This is a genomic window from Thermomonas sp. XSG, from assembly GCF_014678725.1.
GTDB lineage: Bacteria > Pseudomonadota > Gammaproteobacteria > Xanthomonadales > Xanthomonadaceae > Thermomonas.
The window spans coordinates 2898052-2915986 of the sequence record NZ_CP061497.1 but is presented as its reverse complement, the minus strand read 5'-3'; the positions used below and the strand labels follow the sequence as shown (position 1 = coordinate 2915986).

The 17935-nt window shown below is 69.8% G+C and carries 18 protein-coding genes and 2 tRNA genes; 1 reads left to right on the top strand and 19 read right to left on the bottom strand.

All coding sequences use genetic code 11. The features are described from left to right. Window positions 1–61: 61 nt before the first annotated feature. On the top strand, window positions 62–1024 hold the full coding sequence (locus ICG51_RS13665; protein ID WP_190280865.1) for a restriction endonuclease: 963 nt from the start codon (window positions 62–64) through the stop codon (window positions 1022–1024). A 184-nt stretch (window positions 1025–1208) separates the two neighbouring features. Here ICG51_RS13665 and ICG51_RS13660 read toward each other — a convergent pair. From ICG51_RS13660 to sdhC, 19 genes are all read right to left on the bottom strand, one after another. Beyond that, window positions 1209–1282, bottom strand: a tRNA-Cys gene (locus ICG51_RS13660). A gap of 125 nt (window positions 1283–1407) precedes the next feature. After that, window positions 1408–1483: transfer RNA gene (locus tag ICG51_RS13655), tRNA-Gly, on the bottom strand. Between the two features lie 47 nt (window positions 1484–1530). After that, a complete protein-coding gene (gene pgsA, locus ICG51_RS13650) occupies window positions 1531–2103 on the bottom strand; it encodes a CDP-diacylglycerol--glycerol-3-phosphate 3-phosphatidyltransferase (RefSeq protein WP_190280864.1) in 573 nt (190 codons plus the stop codon). A gap of 9 nt (window positions 2104–2112) precedes the next feature. After that, window positions 2113–3981 (bottom strand): excinuclease ABC subunit UvrC, encoded by a 1869-nt coding sequence (gene uvrC, locus ICG51_RS13645; RefSeq protein WP_190280863.1) that lies wholly within the window; start codon window positions 3979–3981, stop codon window positions 2113–2115. Between the two features lie 4 nt (window positions 3982–3985). Beyond that, entirely contained in the window at window positions 3986–4465 is a 480-nt protein-coding gene (locus ICG51_RS13640; RefSeq protein ID WP_190280862.1) for a low molecular weight protein-tyrosine-phosphatase, read from the bottom strand. Then, window positions 4458–5243: a 3-deoxy-manno-octulosonate cytidylyltransferase gene (kdsB, locus tag ICG51_RS13635; RefSeq protein WP_190280861.1), complete on the bottom strand. Its 786-nt coding sequence runs from the start codon at window positions 5241–5243 to the stop codon at window positions 4458–4460. Before kdsB ends, ICG51_RS13640 begins: the two co-directional genes overlap by 8 nt. A gap of 48 nt (window positions 5244–5291) precedes the next feature. After that, complete coding sequence (gene lpxK / locus ICG51_RS13630) at window positions 5292–6317, bottom strand: tetraacyldisaccharide 4'-kinase (RefSeq protein WP_223809466.1); 1026 nt, start codon at window positions 6315–6317, stop codon at window positions 5292–5294. After that, window positions 6314–8065, bottom strand: coding sequence for a lipid A export permease/ATP-binding protein MsbA (msbA, locus tag ICG51_RS13625; RefSeq protein ID WP_190280860.1), 1752 nt, complete (start codon window positions 8063–8065; stop codon window positions 6314–6316). The genes lpxK and msbA overlap by 4 nt, the downstream gene beginning before the upstream one ends. Continuing rightward, complete coding sequence (locus tag ICG51_RS13620; RefSeq protein WP_190280859.1) at window positions 8062–8508, bottom strand: biopolymer transporter ExbD; 447 nt, start codon at window positions 8506–8508, stop codon at window positions 8062–8064. The genes msbA and ICG51_RS13620 overlap by 4 nt, the downstream gene beginning before the upstream one ends. Window positions 8509–8515: 7 nt before the next feature. Next, window positions 8516–9148, bottom strand: coding sequence for a MotA/TolQ/ExbB proton channel family protein (locus tag ICG51_RS13615; RefSeq protein WP_190280858.1), 633 nt, complete (start codon window positions 9146–9148; stop codon window positions 8516–8518). Window positions 9149–9166: 18 nt separating this feature from the next. Next, window positions 9167–11563, bottom strand: a complete 2397-nt coding sequence (locus ICG51_RS13610; RefSeq protein ID WP_190280857.1) for a DNA internalization-related competence protein ComEC/Rec2 — start codon at window positions 11561–11563, stop codon at window positions 9167–9169. A 233-nt stretch (window positions 11564–11796) separates the two neighbouring features. After that, on the bottom strand, window positions 11797–12501 hold the full coding sequence (gene lolD / locus ICG51_RS13605) for a lipoprotein-releasing ABC transporter ATP-binding protein LolD (protein ID WP_190280856.1): 705 nt from the start codon (window positions 12499–12501) through the stop codon (window positions 11797–11799). Next, window positions 12494–13738 (bottom strand): lipoprotein-releasing ABC transporter permease subunit, encoded by a 1245-nt coding sequence (locus ICG51_RS13600; RefSeq protein ID WP_190280855.1) that lies wholly within the window; start codon window positions 13736–13738, stop codon window positions 12494–12496. The genes lolD and ICG51_RS13600 overlap by 8 nt, the downstream gene beginning before the upstream one ends. 23 nt (window positions 13739–13761) lie before the next feature. Then, complete coding sequence (locus ICG51_RS13595) at window positions 13762–14214, bottom strand: hypothetical protein (protein ID WP_190280854.1); 453 nt, start codon at window positions 14212–14214, stop codon at window positions 13762–13764. Beyond that, the gene (locus tag ICG51_RS13590; RefSeq protein WP_190280853.1) at window positions 14165–14422 is read right to left on the bottom strand and encodes a succinate dehydrogenase assembly factor 2; all 258 of its coding nucleotides are present in this window, start codon (window positions 14420–14422) and stop codon (window positions 14165–14167) included. Before ICG51_RS13590 ends, ICG51_RS13595 begins: the two co-directional genes overlap by 50 nt. A 39-nt stretch (window positions 14423–14461) precedes the next feature. Then, window positions 14462–15244 (bottom strand): succinate dehydrogenase iron-sulfur subunit, encoded by a 783-nt coding sequence (locus ICG51_RS13585; RefSeq protein ID WP_190280852.1) that lies wholly within the window; start codon window positions 15242–15244, stop codon window positions 14462–14464. A gap of 83 nt (window positions 15245–15327) precedes the next feature. After that, complete coding sequence (sdhA, locus tag ICG51_RS13580; RefSeq protein WP_190280851.1) at window positions 15328–17115, bottom strand: succinate dehydrogenase flavoprotein subunit; 1788 nt, start codon at window positions 17113–17115, stop codon at window positions 15328–15330. A 6-nt stretch (window positions 17116–17121) separates the two neighbouring features. Then, on the bottom strand, window positions 17122–17517 hold the full coding sequence (gene sdhD / locus ICG51_RS13575) for a succinate dehydrogenase, hydrophobic membrane anchor protein (protein WP_190280850.1): 396 nt from the start codon (window positions 17515–17517) through the stop codon (window positions 17122–17124). Beyond that, window positions 17514–17924 (bottom strand): succinate dehydrogenase, cytochrome b556 subunit, encoded by a 411-nt coding sequence (gene sdhC / locus ICG51_RS13570; protein WP_190280849.1) that lies wholly within the window; start codon window positions 17922–17924, stop codon window positions 17514–17516. Before sdhC ends, sdhD begins: the two co-directional genes overlap by 4 nt. Between the last annotated feature and the right edge of the window lie 11 nt (window positions 17925–17935).

Sequence of the window (17935 nt, the reverse complement as noted above, 5' to 3'; positions counted from 1 at the left end):
CCTGCGTTCCACGTTCCAGTGGGTATAGTGACGCCCCCCGCGTCCTCCCCCGTTTGAGCGCATGATGCCCATCCTGATCGCCCTGATCGCCTTCGTCCTGTCCGGTCTCGGACTCACCACCTGGTTGCGCCGCAATCGCGCCGCGCGCCCTGTACCCGCACCCACGGAACGCAGCGCCGACCAGCTGAGCAAGCTCCGCTGGCGCGACTTCGCCAAGCTGGTCCTGCAGGTGATGCACGCCCGCGGCTACCGGGTGGCCAACGAGGAAGGCCTGCCCGCCGACGGCATCCCCACTGACGGCAGCGACATCGTGCTGGAGCGCGATGGCGTCCGCACCCTGCTGTCATGCAAGTACGGCAGCGCCGCGGTGGTCGGCGCACAGGCGCTGCTGGGGCTGGCCAAGTCGGCCACCCTGCGCGGCACCGGCGAGGTCATCGTGGTCACGCCGGGGCGCTTCGACGAGGAAGCCGCCCGCATCGCCCGCCAGCAGAACATCGAGTTGATCGACGGCCAGAGCCTGTGGCCGGAAGTCCGGCCCTATGTCACCACCGAAGCCGTGCCGGCCGAGGCGCCAGCGTCGAATGCCGCCGCGCCGAAGATGCTCGGCCTGGCCTGGGGCGGCGCCGCAGTGATCGGCGGCCTGGCCTGGATGCTCGCGCAGGGCCTGCAAACCGCGCCGGAAGAGGCCGCGCCGCAGCCCGCACCCGCGCAGGCCGTCGCAACCGTTGCCCAGGCCGCACCACAGGCTGCACCGGTCAGCGTGGTGCCCACCGACCCGGCCGCGCTGGAAGCGCGCAGGCGCGAGGCGGCCAACGCCATCACCACGCTTTTCGGCGTCGATCGCGCCCTGTGGTCGACCCAGTCCACCCTGCTGGTGTACCTGTCCGCCGAAGATGCCGATCCCACCACCGACCTGTGTCCGTTGCTGGAGCGCTACCCCGAGCTGGCGGCTTCACGCGTGCAGCTGCAGCCGCCCGCCGGCAGCCGCAAGCCAGTGCGTTTCAAGCAGTGCAGGACCTATTGAGCGGCGCGAAAAGGGCGCGTCAGCGCCTGATGCCGGTCCTCGCCGCGGCAAGGGCCGCGCCAGCCTCCCCACCGCGACGCAACAGCTCGAAGCCCCGCGCAAGCGGGGCTTTCGTTTGCCGGCATTCGCCCGGAAGCAGTATCGGGCGCGCAAAAAAAAGCGCCCCGGAGGGCGCTTTCAGGATTGGAGGCCGAGGTCGGAATTGAACCGGCGTACGCGGATTTGCAGTCCGCTGCATAACCACTCTGCCACCCGGCCGGATGACGTTTCGCGCTTTGGATTCTTCCACATCGCGTGACCACTTGCGATGCCGGAAATTTCCGGAAGCACTCCGGGACATGTCCCGGAAAAAACGAAGCCCCGCGGACGGGGCTTCGTGAAAATGGAGCGGGAAACGAGACTCGAACTCGCGACCCCGACCTTGGCAAGGTCGTGCTCTACCAACTGAGCTATTCCCGCGTTGAGCCCGCCATTCTACGGGCTTTTTTCAGTGCGTCAACACCTTCTCACAAACTTTTTTCGTCATCCGCGCGCAGTGCCGGCCAGGCCGCGCGCACGTATTCGAATCCCGACCACAGGGTCAGGATGGCGGCCGCCGCCAGCAGCCATTCGCCAACCACGAAGACCGGGATGCCGAGCAGCGGTTCGCGGTACAGCAGGAAGCCCAGCGCGATCATCTGCACGGTTGTCTTGATCTTGCCGACCATGGCCACCGCCACCTTGGCGCGCTGGCCCAGCTCGGCCATCCACTCGCGCAACGCCGATACCGCGATCTCGCGGCCGATGATGACGCTGGCCCACAGCGCCATCCAGATCGTGTGGTGGTGCTGCACGGTGATGACCAGTGCGGTGGAGACCATCAGCTTGTCCGCCACCGGATCGAGGAAAGCGCCGAACTTCGAGAACTGGCGGTAGCGGCGTGCGATCCAGCCGTCCAGCCAGTCCGTTGCCGCCGCCGCCACGAAAATCGCAGTCGCCGCGACGTTGGACCAGCGGTACTCGAGGTAGTACATCACCACCAGCACCGGGATCAGGGCGATGCGCGCCAGCGTCAGCCAGGTCGGAATGGTCAGGGTCATGCGCGCATTCTACTTGCCGTCCCCGCCGGTGGCGGCATCGGTGGCAAGCCCGTGCAGGCTGTCCCACAGGCGCTGGGCCAAGGCGCGGTTGATGCCCTCCACCTTGGCAAGCTCGTCCACCGGCGCGGCCCTGAGCCCCTGCAAGCCACCGAAGTGCTTCAGCAGCGCCGCGCGCCGACGCGGACCGATGCCGGCGATGTCCTCGAGCCGGCTGGTACTGCGTGCCTTCTGGCGCTTGCCGCGATGGCCGGTAATGGCGAAGCGGTGGGCCTCGTCGCGCACCTGCTGCACCAGCTGCAGCGCCGGCGACGCCGCACCTGGCTGGACTTCGCGCCCGTCCGGCAGCAGCAGGGTCTCCGCGCCGGGCTTGCGTTCCGGACCTTTGGCCACGCCGACGAGGGCGATCCCGGTGATGCCGGCATCGGTCAGCACGTCGCGCGCCTGCGCCACCTGCCCCGCGCCGCCGTCGATCAGCAGCACATCGGGCAGCACCGCGTCGGGCTCGCCTTCCGCCGCGGGGCGGAAACGGCGCTGCAGGGCCTGGTGCATCGCCGCGTAGTCGTCGCCGGGCTCGATGCCGGTGATGTTGTAGCGGCGGTACTGCTTGCGCACCGGCCCCTGCGCGTCGAACACCACGCAGGAGGCCACGGTCGCCTCGCCCATGGTGTGGCTGATGTCGAAGCACTCGATCCGCGCCGGCAATGCGGGCAGTCCCAGCAGCTCCTGCAACGCCTGGGCGCGCGCCTGTTGCGCACTGCTGCTGGCCAGCTCTGTGGCCAGGGTCAGCTGGGCATTGCGGCGCACCAGCTCAAGATGCGCGGCACGCTCGCCGCGCACACTGGTCCGCAGCTCGACCCGGCGCCCGGCGTGTTCGGTGAGCGCCTGCTCGATCAGCTCGCGCTCCGGGATATCACCGTCCAGCACGATCTCGGCCGGCGGCGGCTGTTCGGCGTAGTACTGCGAGACGAACGCAGCCAGCACCTCGGCGGCGCTGTCCTCACCGTTGGTCTTCGGGAAGAACGCGCGGGTGCCGAGGTTGCGGCCGTCGCGGAACGCCAGCAGCAGCACGCAGGCCGCCGCGCCCTGCATGGCCACGCCCAGCACGTCGAGGTCGGCGCTGCGCCCATCCACGTACTGGCGCGCCTGCAGCTTGCGGATGGTGGCGATCAGGTCGCGCAGGCGCGCGGCCTGTTCGAACTCCAGCGCGTCGCTGGCGGCCTGCATCGACGCGCCGAGCTCGTCGCCCAGCTCCTGGCTGCGTCCCTCCAGAAACAGCGTGGCACGGCGCACCGAATCCGCGTAATCGCGCTCGTCCACCAGCCCCACGCAGGGCGCGCTGCAGCGGCCGATCTGGTATTGCAGGCAGGGCCGGCTGCGGTTGCGGAACACGCTGTCCTCGCAGCTGCGCAGGCGGAACAGCTTGTGCATCAGGTTGAGCGTCTCGCGCACCGATGCGGCGCTGGGATACGGGCCGAAGTAGCGCCCCGGGATCGCGCGCGGGCCGCGATGGAAGGCCAGCCGCGGCCACTGCTCCTTGGTCAGCAGGACGAAGGGATAGCTCTTGTCGTCGCGCAGCATCACGTTGTAACGCGGCTGCAACGACTTGATCAGCTGGTTTTCCAGCAGCAGCGCGTCGGCCTCGCTGCGGGTGACAGTGGTTTCGATGCGCGCCAACTGCGCCAGCATCGCCATGATGCGGGTCGGCTTCGGGGTGGCGTTGAAATAGCTGCCCACGCGGTTGCGCAGGGCGCGCGCCTTGCCGACGTAGAGCAGGCCGCCGTCGGCGTCGAACATGCGGTAGACGCCCGGCGCCAGCGGCTGCGCGGCCGCGAATGCGCGGCCATCGAATTCCGGTACTGGCGTTCCGCGCTTGCCCATCCGCTCAGAACCGACCTTGGCGCACCCGCTCCACGATGCCGTGCGCGGCGGCATCGACCAGCTTGAACGCCTGCTCGAAATCGCGTGCATTGCCGTAGTACGGATCCGGCACGTCCTTCTTGCCCACCCCGCTCCATTCCAGCAGCAGCTCCACCTGCGCATGCGAGGTGCGCGGCTTGCGCATGCGCGCCTCGTGCAGGATGGTGCGGTCGGCGCACAGGATGGTGTCGAACTCGTCGAAGTCTTCCAGCGCCAGCCGGCGCGCGCGCAACGCGGTAATGTCGACGCCGTGCTTCGCCGCGCACGCAATGGCGCGTTCGTCCGGCGGGTGGCCGATGTGCGAACTGCCGGTGGCCGCGGAATCCACGCGCGCGCGCGACGACAGCCCCGCTTCTTCCAGCCGCAGGCGCAGTACGCCCTCGGCGGTGGGCGAGCGGCAGATGTTGCCCAGGCACACCATGAGGATGCCGGTGGCTCTAGCCATGATCGATCCCTGACCTCTGTTGCATGAAGATGTGGTTCGCCCGCGCCAGGTCCTCCGGCGTATCCACGCCCGGCGGGAACGGCGAAGGCGCCAGCGCGACGGCGATGCGCCAACCGGCTTCCAGCGCGCGCAGCTGCTCCAGCGCCTCGACCCGCTCCAGCCGGCCCGGCGGCAGTGCCGCGAACGCGCGCAGCGCGGCCACCCGGTAGCCATAGATGCCGATGTGGCGCAGCCACTTTCCCGGCGGCAGCATGCTGCGGTCGCGGGCGAAGGCGTCGCGCGGCCACGGCACCGGCGCCCGGCTGAAGTACAGCGCGTCGCCGCCAGCGGCGCGCACCACCTTCACCGCATTGGGGTCGAACAGCGTTTCGACCTCGTCGATCGGCGTCGCCAGGGTGGCAATGCCCGCACCGCTTTCGGCTACCGCGCGCGCTACGCAGGTGATGCCGTCGGCAGGCGCGAACGGTTCATCCCCCTGCAGGTTCACCACGATGGCGTCGTCGGGCCAGCCCGCGATGCGCGCGCATTCGGCCAACCGGTCGGTGCCGGACGCATGCGCGGGCGAGGTCATCGCGATCCGCACGCCGCTGTCCTGCAACGCATCGGCGATGCGCACATCGTCGGTTGCCACCCACACTTCGCGCGCACCTGCGGCCAGCGCGCGACGGGCGGCGTGCAGCACCATGGGTTCGCCGCCGATCGGTTGCAGCGGCTTGCCCGGCAGGCGGGAAGCGGCATAGCGGGCGGGGATGGCGACGATGAAATCGGAGGTGGTCATGCGCACATTATGGAGGACCCCGCCGTGAGGGGCCGACTGCGCCCCATCCTAGCGGGGAGCCTCGGCGACACGCGTCGGCAAGCGACCGAGCAGCGCCTGCCAGAACGGCTCCGGCAGCCGCGCGGCCACCGGCACCGCATGCCAGCCGGGCCGGGCGAATGCCGCGCACTTCACCGCGTCCTTCTCGGTCATCAGCACGGGCAACTGGCTGCCGAACTCGAAGTCCGCGGGCGCGTAGGCGTGGTGATCGGGGAAGGCATGCGGCACCACCCCGATCCCGGCATCACGAAGCATCGAGAAGAACCGCTCCGGCTCGCCGATCCCGGCCACCGCGTGCACGCGCTGGCCGGCGAACGCCGCCAGCGGCAAGCTGCGACCGCCCGCGAGGGGTCGCAGGGCGCCGACGCCAAGCCGCATCGGCCATTCGTCCGCGCAGGACGCATCGGCATCGTTGCCGGCCACGCCGAGGTTGAGGACGCGCAGGGTGCAGTCGGCGGCGCGCTCCAGCGGTTCGCGCAGCGGGCCGGCCGGCAGCAACAAGCCGTTGCCATAGCGACGGCGCGCGTCCTGAACTTCGATCTCGACATCGCGCGCCAGGCGGTAGTGCTGCAAGCCGTCGTCGCAGACGACGATGTCGCAGCCGGCTGCGGCCAGCGCGGAAGCGGCGGCAGCGCGGTCCCGATCCACCCGCACCGGCGCGCCGCTGGCATGCGCGATCAGCAGCGGTTCGTCGCCGCACAGCGATGCATCCATGCCCGCCTCGACCCAGCGCGGCGTCGAAGCATCCCTGCGCCCGTGGCCACGGCTGGCAACGCCAGGAGTCCAGCCAGCGCCGCGCAGGCGATCGACCACGGCCAGCACCAGCGGCGTCTTGCCGCTGCCACCGGCAACCAGGTTTCCCACCACCACCACCGGCACGCCGGCACGCCGGGAACGCAGCAGCCCGCGACGATAGGCCGCCCGCCGCAGCGCCACCGCGCCGGCATACAGCGGCGCGAGCGCGCGCGCCCACAGCGGCGGGGTGCTGCCGTCGAACCACCACGCAGGCGTCTGCGGCAACCGCGGATGGCTCAAGCCCCGTTCTCCCGGAACTGCGCAGCATGCAGCTGCGCGTACACGCCGCCCTGCGCCAGCAATTCCGCATGGGTGCCCTGCTCCACCAGCCGGCCCTCGTCCAGCACCAGGATCTGGTCCGCATGCTCGACGGTGGACAGGCGGTGGGCGATGACCAGCGTGGTGCGATCCGGGATCAGCTGCGCCAGTGCCTCCTGCACCAGCCGCTCGGAGGCGTTGTCGAGCGCAGCGGTGGCCTCGTCGAGGATGAGGATCGGCGCGTCCTTCAGCATCGCCCGGGCGATCGCCAGGCGCTGGCGCTGGCCGCCGGACAGCTTGCCGCCCTTGACCCCGATCTGCGCCTGCATGCCATCGGGCAGGCGCTCCACGAATTCCATCGCGTTGGCGTCGCGCAGTGCCCGCGCCACGTCATGGTCGGCCGCGCCGCGCAGCTCCCCGTAGGCGACGTTGGCGGCGACGGTGCCGTCGAACAGCATCACCTGCTGCCCCACCATCGCCAGCTGCCGGCGCAGGTCGGCCAGCGGATAGTCGGCAAGCGGGTGTCCATCGAGCAGGATCTGCCCGCCATCGGGTTCGTAGAAGCGCGGAATCAGTTTCACCAGCGTGGACTTGCCACTGCCGGAGCGGCCGACGATGGCGGTGACCGTGCCGGGCCGGGCGGAGAAGCTGATGCCGTCGAGCGCCGGGCGCGGCTGGTCCGGATAGGCCAGGCGGACGTCGCGGAACTCGATCAGCCCGCGCGCGCGCGCCAGCGGACGCTCGCCGGCGTCGATCTCGTCGTCGGCATCCAGCACCGAGAACAGGCGTTCGGCGGAAGCGACGCCGCGCTGGAGCATGCCCTGCACGTTGGTGAGCTGCTTCAGCGCGGGGATGATCGCCAGCATCGCGATCATCAGCTGCACGAAACCGCCGGCGGTCAGCCGCCCTTCCAGCGCCTCGCGGCCGGCGAAGAACAGCAGCACGGCCAGGCCCACCGCGCCGGTGAGCTGCACCACCGCCGAGGAAATGCTGCGGGTGGCCTCGACCTTCAGGCTCAGGCCCAGGTTGTGGTTGGCAAGCCCGGTGTAACGCTCCAGTTCGGCGGCGCGGGCACCGTAGACCTTGACCTCCTGCTGGTTGGACAGCGCCTGGTCGGCGGCCAGCATCATTTCGGCCGAGGTTTCCTGTACCCGGTGGCCAATGCGGCGGTAGCGCCTGCCCACCTTGTCCATCATCCATGCGATCAGCGGCCCCAGCAGCAGCACCGCCAGCGTCACCCGCCAACTGGCGTACAGCATGACCGCCAGCATCGCCACCACCTGCAGCGACTGCTGCAGCATGACTTTGGCCGAATCCACCACCGCCTGCGCGACCTGGTCGCTGTCCGAACCCAGCCGCACCAGCATCGACGGCACCGGCTCGGCGTCGAAGCGCAGGCCCGGAAGCCGCAGGTACTTGTCCAGCGCGTTCACCCGCATGTCGCGGGCGATGCCACGCGCGGCCTTGGCCATGTACAGGTCGGTGGCATAGCCGGCCACGCCGCGCACCACGAAGATGCCGATGATGGCCAGCGGCAACAGCAGCCCATAGTCCTGGTTGCGGGCGACGAACGTCTCGTCGACCATGGGTTTGGTCAGCAGGCCGAACGCGCCGGCGGCAACGCCCTCCAGCGCCAGCCCGAACAACGCTACCAGCAGCACCCCGCGGTACGGTGCGGCCAGGCCGCGCAGGCGTCGGTAGATCGCCCAGGGGGAGACGGCATCGCTCATGCGCCCTTGTCCTGGCCTGAAGCCCCCGCGACCGGCGGTGTGGTGGCATTGGCGATCTTGCGGAAGCCGAGCTGGGCCAGCGCCTCGTAGGCGGTCACCACCGCCTGCCACGGCGTGCGCGCATCGGCGCGAATCAGCACCACGCGCTGACGGTCGTCGCCAGCGACCTCGCGCAGCGCCTGCTTCAGCGACTCCACGTCGGTGCGCAGCACCTCGCGATCACCGACGAAGTAGCGCCCGTCCGCATTGATCAGGATGCCCAGCGGCTGCGCCTGCGCGTCGGCGGGCTGGCCGTCGGCACGCGGCAGCTCGAGCTTGAGCACCGAACGCGCGTCGAAGGTGGTGGTGACGACGAAGAAGATCAGCAGGCACAGCACCACGTCGATCAGCGGCACCAGGTTGATCTCGGGGATGTCGTCGTCGCGACGGTCGGCGATCCGCATCGGGGCCTCAGTCCTGCCGTGCCGGGACCACGCCGGGCGCTTCGTCCAGCACGTCCTGCAAGCGCATCGCCTCGTGCTCCATGTCGACGATGTAGCCGGCGATGCGGCCACGGAAATAGCGGTGGAAGGCCAGCGCGGGGATCGCCACCACCATGCCCGTGGCGGTGCAGATCAGCGCCTTGCCGATGCCGCCCGCAAGCTGGCCGGCATCCCCCAGACCGTGGTCGAGGATGCCGAGGAACATCTCGATCATGCCGACCACGGTGCCGAACAGGCCCAGCAGCGGGCCGGCGGCGGCGATGGTGCCCAGCGCGTTGAGGAACCGCTCCATGCGGTGGACAAGGTGGCGGCCGACGTCCTCCACACGCTCGCGGATCACCTCGCGGCCGCGATGGCGCACGTCCAGTTCGGCCGCCAGCAGCGCGCCCAGCGGCGCGGTGGCGCGCAGGGACTCGATGTGGGCCGGCTCCAGCGGCTTGCCGCGTGCCACCCAGGCGCGCACTTCGTCGCCCAGGCCGGGCGGCAGCACGCGCTCGCGGCGCAGGCTCCAGAATCGTTCAACGATGATCGCCAGCGCCGCCACGGTCAGCAGCAGCAGCGGGATCATCGGCCAGCCTCCGGCCTTGACGAGTTCCAGCACGCATCATCCTTCCGGCCGTCATGGCCGCGAAAACTCCGGCGCGTAGCATAGCCCAGCCGTTTCCCCGCGCCTGCGCACTGCGTCCCACGGCCGCGGATGGAAACTGCGCTGCTCCCGCAGGCGCACCCCATCGCGGCCCAGCCAGACCCGGATCGCGCCGGATCGCGCACTGTCCAGCACCTCCGCGCCGGCCTCGCACCAGCGCCGCACCACCGACGGTCGCGGATGGCGGAAGCGGTTGTCGGCACCGGACGAGACCAACGCCACCTTCGCCCCGGTGGCGGTCACGAAGCCCGGATCGGATGAGCCGTCGCTGCCGTGGTGCGGGACCAGCACCACGTCGCTGCGCAACTGCGTCCGTGCTTCCGACAGCAATTTGCGCTCGACGTAATGACCGATGTCGCCGGCCAGCAGCGCATTGCCATGGGCGCTCTCGATACGCAGCACGCAGGCGGCTTCATTGCCCAGGTACGGGAACTCGCTGCCCGGATGCAGGACGCGGAAGCGCACCCCATCCCATTGCCAGGCCTGGCCTGCCCGGCAGTCACGATTGCCGGGCACCGGGCTGCCGTGGGGCGCCAGCACCAGCGGCATCGGGAACGCCGCCTTTACCGCCGGCAGCCCTCCTGCGTGGTCATTGTCGCCGTGGCTGACCATGGCCAGGTCCAGACGCCTCACGCCCAATGCGTGCAGTGCCGGAATCACCGCGCGCTCGCCGGCATCGAAACCATCGGGGATCGCCGGCCCCATGTCGTACAGCAGGCTGTGACTCGCGGTGCGCACCAGCACCGACAGCCCCTGCCCCACGTCGATCACGGTCAGCTCCACCTCGCCCGGCGCCGGCAGCTCGCGCGGCGGATACAGCAGCGGCAGCCACAGCAGCAGCGCCAGCCCGCGCCCCGGCAGGCCGCGCGGGAGCAAGAGCCAGAACGCGGACAGCAGGGCCAGCGGCAGCGCGTACCAGCGCGGCGCCGGCAACCACGCCATCGCCAGCGGGCTGTCGGCGATGCGCGCCAGCAGTGGCCACAACAGGTCGAAGCACCAGGCCGCCGCCTGCAAGCTCCACTGTCCGAGGCCTGCATGCAGGGTTTCGGCGAGCACGCCCAGCAGCGCCAATGGCACCACCACCAGGCTCCACCAAGGCACCGCGGCCAGATTCGCGATGGGCCCGGCGAAGGAGGCCTGCCCGAACAGCAGCACGGTCAGCGGCAGCAGCCCGAGGCTGGCCACCGCCTGCGCGGCGAGGAAGCCGCCTGCGACCGCACGCGGCCCTTTTCCGCCAGCGTCCGGCAGGCACCACAGCAGCCATGCCACGCCGGCGAAACTCAGCCAGAAGCCAGCCCCCAGCACCGCCAGCGGATCGAGCAGGAGCAACACGCAGCTGCCCAGCGCCAGCGTATCGACCAGCCGCAGGCGGCGCCGCAGCCAGCGCGCGGCCACCAGCGCCGCGATCATCACCGCGGTGCGCAGGGTCGGCACCGCCATGCCGGTCAGCAGCGCGTAGCCGAACGCGCCCAGCAGCGCGCCGGCACCGGCCGCGAACGGACGCGGCATCCAGCGCGCCAGCGGCGGCCACAACCACCACAGCGCTGCCGCGCACAGCGCGCAGAACCCGGCCACCAGCCCGACGTGGAAGCCGGAAATCGCGATCAGGTGGGTCAGGCCTGCGGCGCGCAGCCGCGCCCAGTCGGAATCGTCCAACCCGCGAGTATCGCCCAGCGCCAGCGCCCGCACGTAGCGCGAGGAAGCGCTGGGCACCACCACGGCGATGCGCGCACTCATCGCTTCGCGCCAGGCATCGATGCCGGACGGCGCCGCCAGCCGGACGGCCAGCCCCGGCTCCAGCACGAAACCGGTCGCCGCCAGCCGCGCCGCCAGCGCGAATTTCTCCGCGTCGCCGCCGCCCGGATTGCGCAGCCCACGAGGCGCACGCAGGCGCAGCGGGAACTGCCAGCGGCTGCCCGCCTGCAGCCGCTGGCGCGGCTGCAACTCCTCGCCGTACCAGGCCAGTTGCAAGGTGCGGCCACGCAGGGCGGCGGGCTGGGTCGCCACGTCATCGACGACGAAACGGAAGCGGGTCCGACGGGGCTCATGCACCGGCAGCTCGACGATACGACCCTCGACCGTGAGCACCGCGCCCTGCAGGGTGCGCGGCAGCTGTGCATCCAGCGCGGCGCCGGCCTGCCAGCCGGCGAGTGCCGCACCGGCCAGCAGCATGCCCAGTGGCCGCCATCTGGCGGCACGCAGCAGCGGGATCATGGCGACCAGCAGCAGCCCCGGCAGCCAGCGTGGTGGCAACGCCGGCAGCAGCAGACAAGAGGTGACGCCGGCCAGCAGCGCGGCTGCGCAGGCAGGACCGAACAGCGGAAACGCCGGCGTGGCAGGGTCGCGAAAAGCTGCTCCTGCCAGTTGCATTCGCGGGAATCGAAGGATGGCCGCCATGCCGGCAGCGTCGCCGAAGGGACGCGGGCCGGCAGTCGGCGCAGGCCGCGCGCCGGGGTCGGGTTTCCGGCCGACCGACGGTCGTCAGGACGTCGTCAGCAACGCCAACGCCAGCAAGCCGTGCACTGCGATCACGCCCCGGAACGCAGCTGCCGATTCATCCCGATGCAGGGTCTTGGCCCGCCAGCGGGACAACAACGGCAGACTCAGATGTCGGTCTTGGCCAGCGCGTGCAGGCGACCCTCGCGCAGTTCCAGCACCCGGTCCAGCCGGCGCGCCAGGCGACGGTCGTGGGTCACCAGCACCAGGCTGGTGGCCTGCGCGCGGTTGAGCTCCAGCATCTGCTCGAACACGATCGCGGCAGTCTTCTCGTCAAGGTTGCCGGTGGGTTCGTCGCCCAGCACGCAGGCCGGGTTGTTGACCAGTGCCCGCGCCACCGCGGCGCGCTGGCGTTCGCCGCCGGACAACTCGCCGGGCTTGTGCGACAGCCGATGCCCCAGGCCCACCGATTCCAGCAGCGCCTGCGCTCGCCGCTGCGCCTCCGCGGTGGATCCGCCGGCCAGCAGCACCGGCATCATCACGTTCTCCAGCGCGGTGAACTCCGGCAGCAGGTGGTGGAACTGGTAGACGAAGCCGAGCGACGCATTGCGGAGGCGACCGCGAGCGGCATCGGACAGCGCGCTCATCTTCTGGCCGGCCACGTACACCTCGCCGGCGCTGGGGACATCCAGCCCGCCCAGCAGGTGCAGCAGGGTGCTCTTGCCGGCACCGGACGCGCCGAGAATGGCCACGGTTTCGCCGGCCTGCACGACGAAGTCCAGCCCGTCGAACACCGGCGTGTGCAGCTTGCCCTCGGCGTAGGTCTTGCCCAGGCCTTCGGCGCGGATGACGTCCTGCATCGGCTCATTCATAGCGCAGCGCCTCCGCCGGAGCCGTGCGCGAGGCGCGCCAGGCGGGATACAGGGTGGCCAGGAAGGCCATCAGCAGCGCTGCACAAACGATGGCAAGCACGTCGCCGGCCTGCATGTCGGTGGGCAGCCCGGTGATGTAGTACACGTCCTCGGGCAGCAGCTGCACGCCGAACAGCCGCTCGATGCCCTGCAGGATGCGGTTGAGGTTGAAGGTCAGGGTGACGCCGCCGATCACGCCGGCCACGGTGCCGATGAAACCAATCAACCCACCCTGCACCATGAAGGTGCGCATCACCTGCCCCGGGGTCAGCCCCAGCGTGCGCAGGATGGCGATGTCGGCCTGCTTGTCGGTCACCAGCATGACCTGCGAGGACACCAGGTTGAACGCGCCCATCGCCACGATCAGCGACAGCAGGATCGCCATCACCGTCTTCTCCATCTTGAGCGCACGGAACAGGTTGGCATTGTCCTGGGTCCAGTCGCTGACCCGGTACGGCCCCTTGAGCGTGAGCGCCAGGTCACGGGCGACCTCGAAGGCGCGATCCATGTCATGCAGCTTCAGGCGCACGCCGGTCACGCCATCGCCCATCCGCAGCACGCGCTGCAGGTCGGACAGGTTGACCACCGCCAGGCCCTTGTCGAATTCGTTGTAGCCGGCCTCGAAGATGCCGCTGACCCTGAACCGCTTCATGGTCTGCACGCCGCCCACCGGGGTGCTGCGGAATTCGGCGAGGGTGACGATGACGTCGTCGCCAACGCCCACCCCCAGCCAGATGGCCAGCTCCTTGCCCAGCACGATGCTGAAGCTGCCGGGCGCCAGGTCGGCGATCCTGCCCTGCACCATCTTGCCGGGCAGTTCCGATACCTTGCCTTCCTGCGCCGGGTCCACCGCACGCAGCATCGCCGGCTGGTTGTTGGCACCCGAGATCAGTGCCTCCTTCTCGATATACGGCGCTGCGCCCACCACGCGCGTATCGGCGGTGGCGACCTCGATCGCACGACGCCAGTCCTGCAACGGCTCGCCGTAGCCGCTGACGGTGGCATGCGCGGCCATGCCCAGCATGCGGTCGCGGATTTCCTTCTGGAATCCGCTCATCACCGCCAGCGTGGTGATCAGCGCGGTGACGCCCAGCGCGATGCCGAGGATCGAAGCGAGCGAAATGAACGAGATGAAGCCGTTGCGGCGTTTCGCGCGCAGGTAGCGCAGGCCGATGGCGACGGGGACGGGTTTGAACATCGAAGGCCCTTTCCAGTGACCGCCTATCCTGCCATTGATGCGCCGCCGCCGGCAGCCTCGCGTTGCTGCAGCGCCAGCTTCAGTTCACGCCGGGCAACGGCTGGCAGGGTATCCGGCCAGAACACCAGGCGCCGGGCGCGCCCGTCCGGGTCGCGCCAGCGCAGGAACGCCAGCGGGCCGCGCCAGCGCACGCGCAGCGAGGCCATGGGCAGTTCATCGCAGCGGGCCTCGCCCGCACCGGCCGGAATGACCAGCGCCCGTGGCGGCTGCGACCTGTGCAGATGCACCTCGCGGACGCCCCGGCCTCCGGCCAGCAGCGCCAGCGGCAGGGCCGCGATGGGCGGCAGGTCGGAGGCAAGCAGCGAGCACGGCGCCAGCAGCGCCAGGACGATGAGCGCGGCGGTCAGCCAGCGCGAGGGCACCCAGTCACACCGGCAGGGCGCGGATGCGTTCGATGAGCGTCGCGATTTCGACATCGCCGGGCACCTCATGGCCAAGGAACCAGCGCCAGAGTTTGTCGTCTTCGGTGTCCAGCAGCCGCAGGAAAACCTCTCGCTCGGCGGTCGGGCTTTGCCGCCATGCACGATCCAGCCAGCGTTCCAGCAGCTGGTCGAGCTCGCGCATGCCGCGCCGGCAGCGCCAGCGCAGCTTCCTGAGTTCGGTCTCGTCGTCGAGGCTGTCCATGCAGGGACCCCTCCCGCCGCGGCGGGAGGACGTGTTTCCTCAGTTCTTGCGCGCCAGCATCAGCTTCTTGATCTCGGCGATCGCCTTGGCCGGGTTCAGTCCCTTCGGACAGGTCCGCGCGCAGTTCATGATCGTGTGGCAGCGGTACAGCTTGAACGGGTCTTCTAGCTCGTCGAGGCGGGCGCCGGTGTCTTCGTCGCGGCTGTCCACGATCCAGCGGTAGGCCTGCAGCAGGATCGCCGGGCCGAGGTAGCGGTCGCCGTTCCACCAGTAGCTGGGGCAGGACGTGCTGCAGCAGGCGCACAGGATGCACTCATACAGGCCATCGAGCTTGGCGCGGTCTTCCTTGCTCTGCAGGCGCTCGCGGTCCGGCGGCGCCGGGGTCTGCGTGCGCAGCCACGGGCGGATGCTGGCGTGCTGGGCGTAGAAGTGGGTGAGATCCGGCACCAGGTCCTTGACCACCGGCATGTGCGGCAGCGGATAGATCGCCACCTCGCCGTCCTTCACGCTGTCGGTGGCGCAGATGCAGGCCAGCGTGTTGGTCCCGTCGATGTTCATCGCGCAGGAGCCGCAGATGCCCTCGCGGCAGGAGCGGCGGAAGGTCAGCGTGGGATCGATCTCGTTTTTGATCTTGATCAGCGCATCCAGCACCATCGGCCCGCACGCCGCCATGTCCACCTCGTAGGTGTCGGTGCGCGGATTGAGACCATCATCGGGGTTCCAGCGATAGATCTTGAAGGTGCGCGGCTTCTTGGCGCCCGGCGCCGGGAAGTGCTTGCCCTTCTGGATCCTGGAGTTCTTCGGGAGGTTGAATTCGGCCATTTGCTGGATTCCTGCTTCGTAGGCGCGCCTTGGGCGCGACGCTCTGGTTGCTTCCGGTCGCGGCCGTGGCCGCCCCTACAGGTTCAGTAGACGCGCTTCTTCGGCGGCACCACTTCGACGTCGCTGCTGAGCGTGTACATGTGCACCGGCCGGTAGTCGATGCGGGTGTTGCCCGCCTCGTCCGCCCAGCAGATGGTGTGCTTGTGCCAGTTGTCGTCGTCGCGGTCCGGGAAATCCTCGCGGGCGTGCGCGCCGCGCGATTCCTTGCGGTTCTCGGCGGAGACGATCGTCACCAGCGCCTGGCCCAGCAGGTTCTGCAGCTCCAGCGTTTCCACCAGATCCGAGTTCCAGACCAGCGAGCGGTCGGCCACCTTGACGTCGGCGAAGCTGGCGTGGATGTCGCTGATCGCCTTCACGCCCTCGGCCAGGGTCTCGCCGGTGCGGAACACCGCCGCGTCGCGCTGCATCGCGCGCTGCATGTTGTTGCGGATCTCCGCCGTCGGCGTGTCGCCGTGGGCGTTGCGCAGCTTGTCCAGGTTGGCCAGCGACTTGTCGCAGGCATCGCCGGCCAGCTGCTTGTGCGGCGCGCCGGGCTTGATCGTCTCGGCGCAGCGATTGGCCACCGCACGGCCGAACACCACCAGGTCGAGCAGCGAGTTGGAGCCCAGGCGGTTGGCGCCGTGCACCGACACGCAGGCGGCCTCGCCGATGGCGTACAGGCCCGGCACCACGGCATCGGGGTTGCCGTCCTTCAGCTGCACCACTTCGCCGTGGTAGTTGGTGGGAATGCCGCCCATGTTGTAGTGCACGGTCGGGATCACCGGGATCGGCTGCTTCTCGACGTCCACGCCGGCGAAGATGCGCGCGCTTTCGGCGATGCCCGGCAGCTTCTCGTGGATGTCGGCCGGGTTGAGGTGGGTGAGGTCGAGGAAGATGTGGTCCTTGTGCTCGCCCACGCCGCGGCCTTCGCGGATCTCGATGGTCATCGAGCGCGACACCACGTCGCGCGACGCCAGGTCCTTGGCGTTCGGCGCGTAGCGTTCCATGAAGCGCTCGCCGTTGCTGTTGCGCAGGATGCCGCCTTCGCCGCGCACGCCCTCGGTGATCAGGCAGCCGGCGCCGTAGATGCCGGTGGGGTGGAACTGCACGAACTCCATGTCCTGCAGGCCCAGCCCGGCGCGCAGGGCCATGCCGCCGCCGTCGCCGGTGCAGGTATGCGCGGAAGTCGCGCTGAAGTAGGCGCGCCCGTAGCCACCGGTGGCGAGCACCACGCCCTGGGCGCGGAACAGGTGCAGGGTGCCTTCGCTCATGTCCAGCGCCAGCACGCCGCGGCAGGCGCCCTCCTCGTCCATGATCAGGTCGAGCGCGAAGTATTCGATGAAGAAGCGCGCGTCATGCGCGAGCGCCTGCTGGTACAGCGTGTGCAGGATCGCGTGGCCGGTGCGGTCGGCGGCGGCGCAGGTGCGCTGCGCGGTGCCCTTGCCGTAGTGCGTGGTCATGCCGCCGAACGGGCGCTGGTAGATCTTGCCGTCCTCGGTGCGGCTGAACGGCACGCCCTGGTGCTCCAGCTCGATGATCGCGGGGATCGCCTCGCGGCACATGTATTCGATCGCGTCCTGGTCGCCCAGCCAGTCCGACCCCTTGATGGTGTCGTAGAAGTGGAAGCGCCAGTCGTCCTCGCCCATGTTGCCCAGCGCGGCGGAAATGCCGCCCTGCGCCGCAACGGTGTGGCTGCGGGTCGGGAAGACCTTGCTGATGCATGCGGTCTGCAGGCCCTTCTGGGCCAGGCCGAAGGTGGCGCGCAGGCCGGCGCCGCCGGCCCCGACCACGATCATGTCGAACTTGTGTTCCTGGATCTTGTAGGCGGACATCGCAGGTCAGCTCCCGAGTGCGATGCGCAGCACCGCGAGCACGCTGGCGATGGCCGCCAGCGCGCAGATGAAAAGGACGGCAAGTTGGGCCACGGCACCCGTCAGCGGCGTGTGCACGTAGTCCTCGATGATGACCTGCAGGCCGAGCCTGGCGTGCCAGAACATCCCGAGCAGGAAGGCCACCAGCGCGGTGGCGTTGACCGGGTCGGCCACCAGCGCGTGCACCACGGTGTAGTCGGCGGTGCGCAGCGACAGCACCATGCCCAGCAGCCACAGCCCGGTCAGGCCGGTGGCCACCGCGGTGATGCGCTGCCAGATGAAGTGATGGGTGCCGTCCTTCGCCGAGCCCCAGCCACGCGCGCGCTTCAGCGGCGTGCGCAAATCGTTCGCGTTTCCGTTCATGCCTGCCCCCAGCGCGTCAGCACCATGCCCCAGGCGAGCACGGTCAACACCACGCTGCCGATGATCGAGATCCAGCTGCTTCGAATGAAGTCCGGGATCGCAAAGCCAAGCCCACCATCCTGCAGCAGGTGGCGGATGCCGTTGATGAGGTGATAGGCCAGCGCCCAGCTGAAGCCGAACATCAGCAGCTTGCCCAGCGGCGAGCCGAGGCAGATGGCGAAGGCGTTCCAGCGCGCGGGTCCACCGGCCAGCGCCAGCAGCCCGTAGACCAGAGCCAGTGCGCCGACGGAAAGGATCACGCCGGTGGCGCGGTGGATGATCGAGGTCACCATCTGCACCTGCCAGCGGTAAACCTGCAGGTGGGGTGACAACGGACGTTCGCGGACGCGAGGTTCTGGAGCAGCCATGGGGGTGCTTT

What these genes read in the sequence shown, in the direction of transcription:
- ICG51_RS13595 (WP_190280854.1), bottom strand. Translation starts at nt 14,214, where the DNA reads ATGTCGAAATCGCGACGCTCATCGAACGCATCCGCGCCCTGCCGGTGT.
- uvrC (WP_190280863.1), bottom strand. Translation starts at nt 3,981, where the DNA reads ATGGGCAAGCGCGGAACGCCAGTACCGGAATTCGATGGCCGCGCATTC.
- pgsA (WP_190280864.1), bottom strand. Translation starts at nt 2,103, where the DNA reads ATGACCCTGACCATTCCGACCTGGCTGACGCTGGCGCGCATCGCCCTG.
- ICG51_RS13620 (WP_190280859.1), bottom strand. Translation starts at nt 8,508, where the DNA reads ATGCGGATCGCCGACCGTCGCGACGACGACATCCCCGAGATCAACCTG.
- lolD (WP_190280856.1), bottom strand. Translation starts at nt 12,501, where the DNA reads ATGAATGAGCCGATGCAGGACGTCATCCGCGCCGAAGGCCTGGGCAAG.
- ICG51_RS13590 (WP_190280853.1), bottom strand. Translation starts at nt 14,422, where the DNA reads ATGGACAGCCTCGACGACGAGACCGAACTCAGGAAGCTGCGCTGGCGC.
- ICG51_RS13665 (WP_190280865.1), top strand. Translation starts at nt 62, where the DNA reads ATGATGCCCATCCTGATCGCCCTGATCGCCTTCGTCCTGTCCGGTCTC.
- ICG51_RS13585 (WP_190280852.1), bottom strand. Translation starts at nt 15,244, where the DNA reads ATGGCCGAATTCAACCTCCCGAAGAACTCCAGGATCCAGAAGGGCAAG.
- ICG51_RS13610 (WP_190280857.1), bottom strand. Translation starts at nt 11,563, where the DNA reads ATGCAACTGGCAGGAGCAGCTTTTCGCGACCCTGCCACGCCGGCGTTT.
- sdhD (WP_190280850.1), bottom strand. Translation starts at nt 17,517, where the DNA reads ATGAACGGAAACGCGAACGATTTGCGCACGCCGCTGAAGCGCGCGCGT.
- sdhC (WP_190280849.1), bottom strand. Translation starts at nt 17,924, where the DNA reads ATGGCTGCTCCAGAACCTCGCGTCCGCGAACGTCCGTTGTCACCCCAC.
- kdsB (WP_190280861.1), bottom strand. Translation starts at nt 5,243, where the DNA reads ATGACCACCTCCGATTTCATCGTCGCCATCCCCGCCCGCTATGCCGCT.
- sdhA (WP_190280851.1), bottom strand. Translation starts at nt 17,115, where the DNA reads ATGTCCGCCTACAAGATCCAGGAACACAAGTTCGACATGATCGTGGTC.
- ICG51_RS13640 (WP_190280862.1), bottom strand. Translation starts at nt 4,465, where the DNA reads ATGGCTAGAGCCACCGGCATCCTCATGGTGTGCCTGGGCAACATCTGC.
- msbA (WP_190280860.1), bottom strand. Translation starts at nt 8,065, where the DNA reads ATGAGCGATGCCGTCTCCCCCTGGGCGATCTACCGACGCCTGCGCGGC.
- ICG51_RS13600 (WP_190280855.1), bottom strand. Translation starts at nt 13,738, where the DNA reads ATGTTCAAACCCGTCCCCGTCGCCATCGGCCTGCGCTACCTGCGCGCG.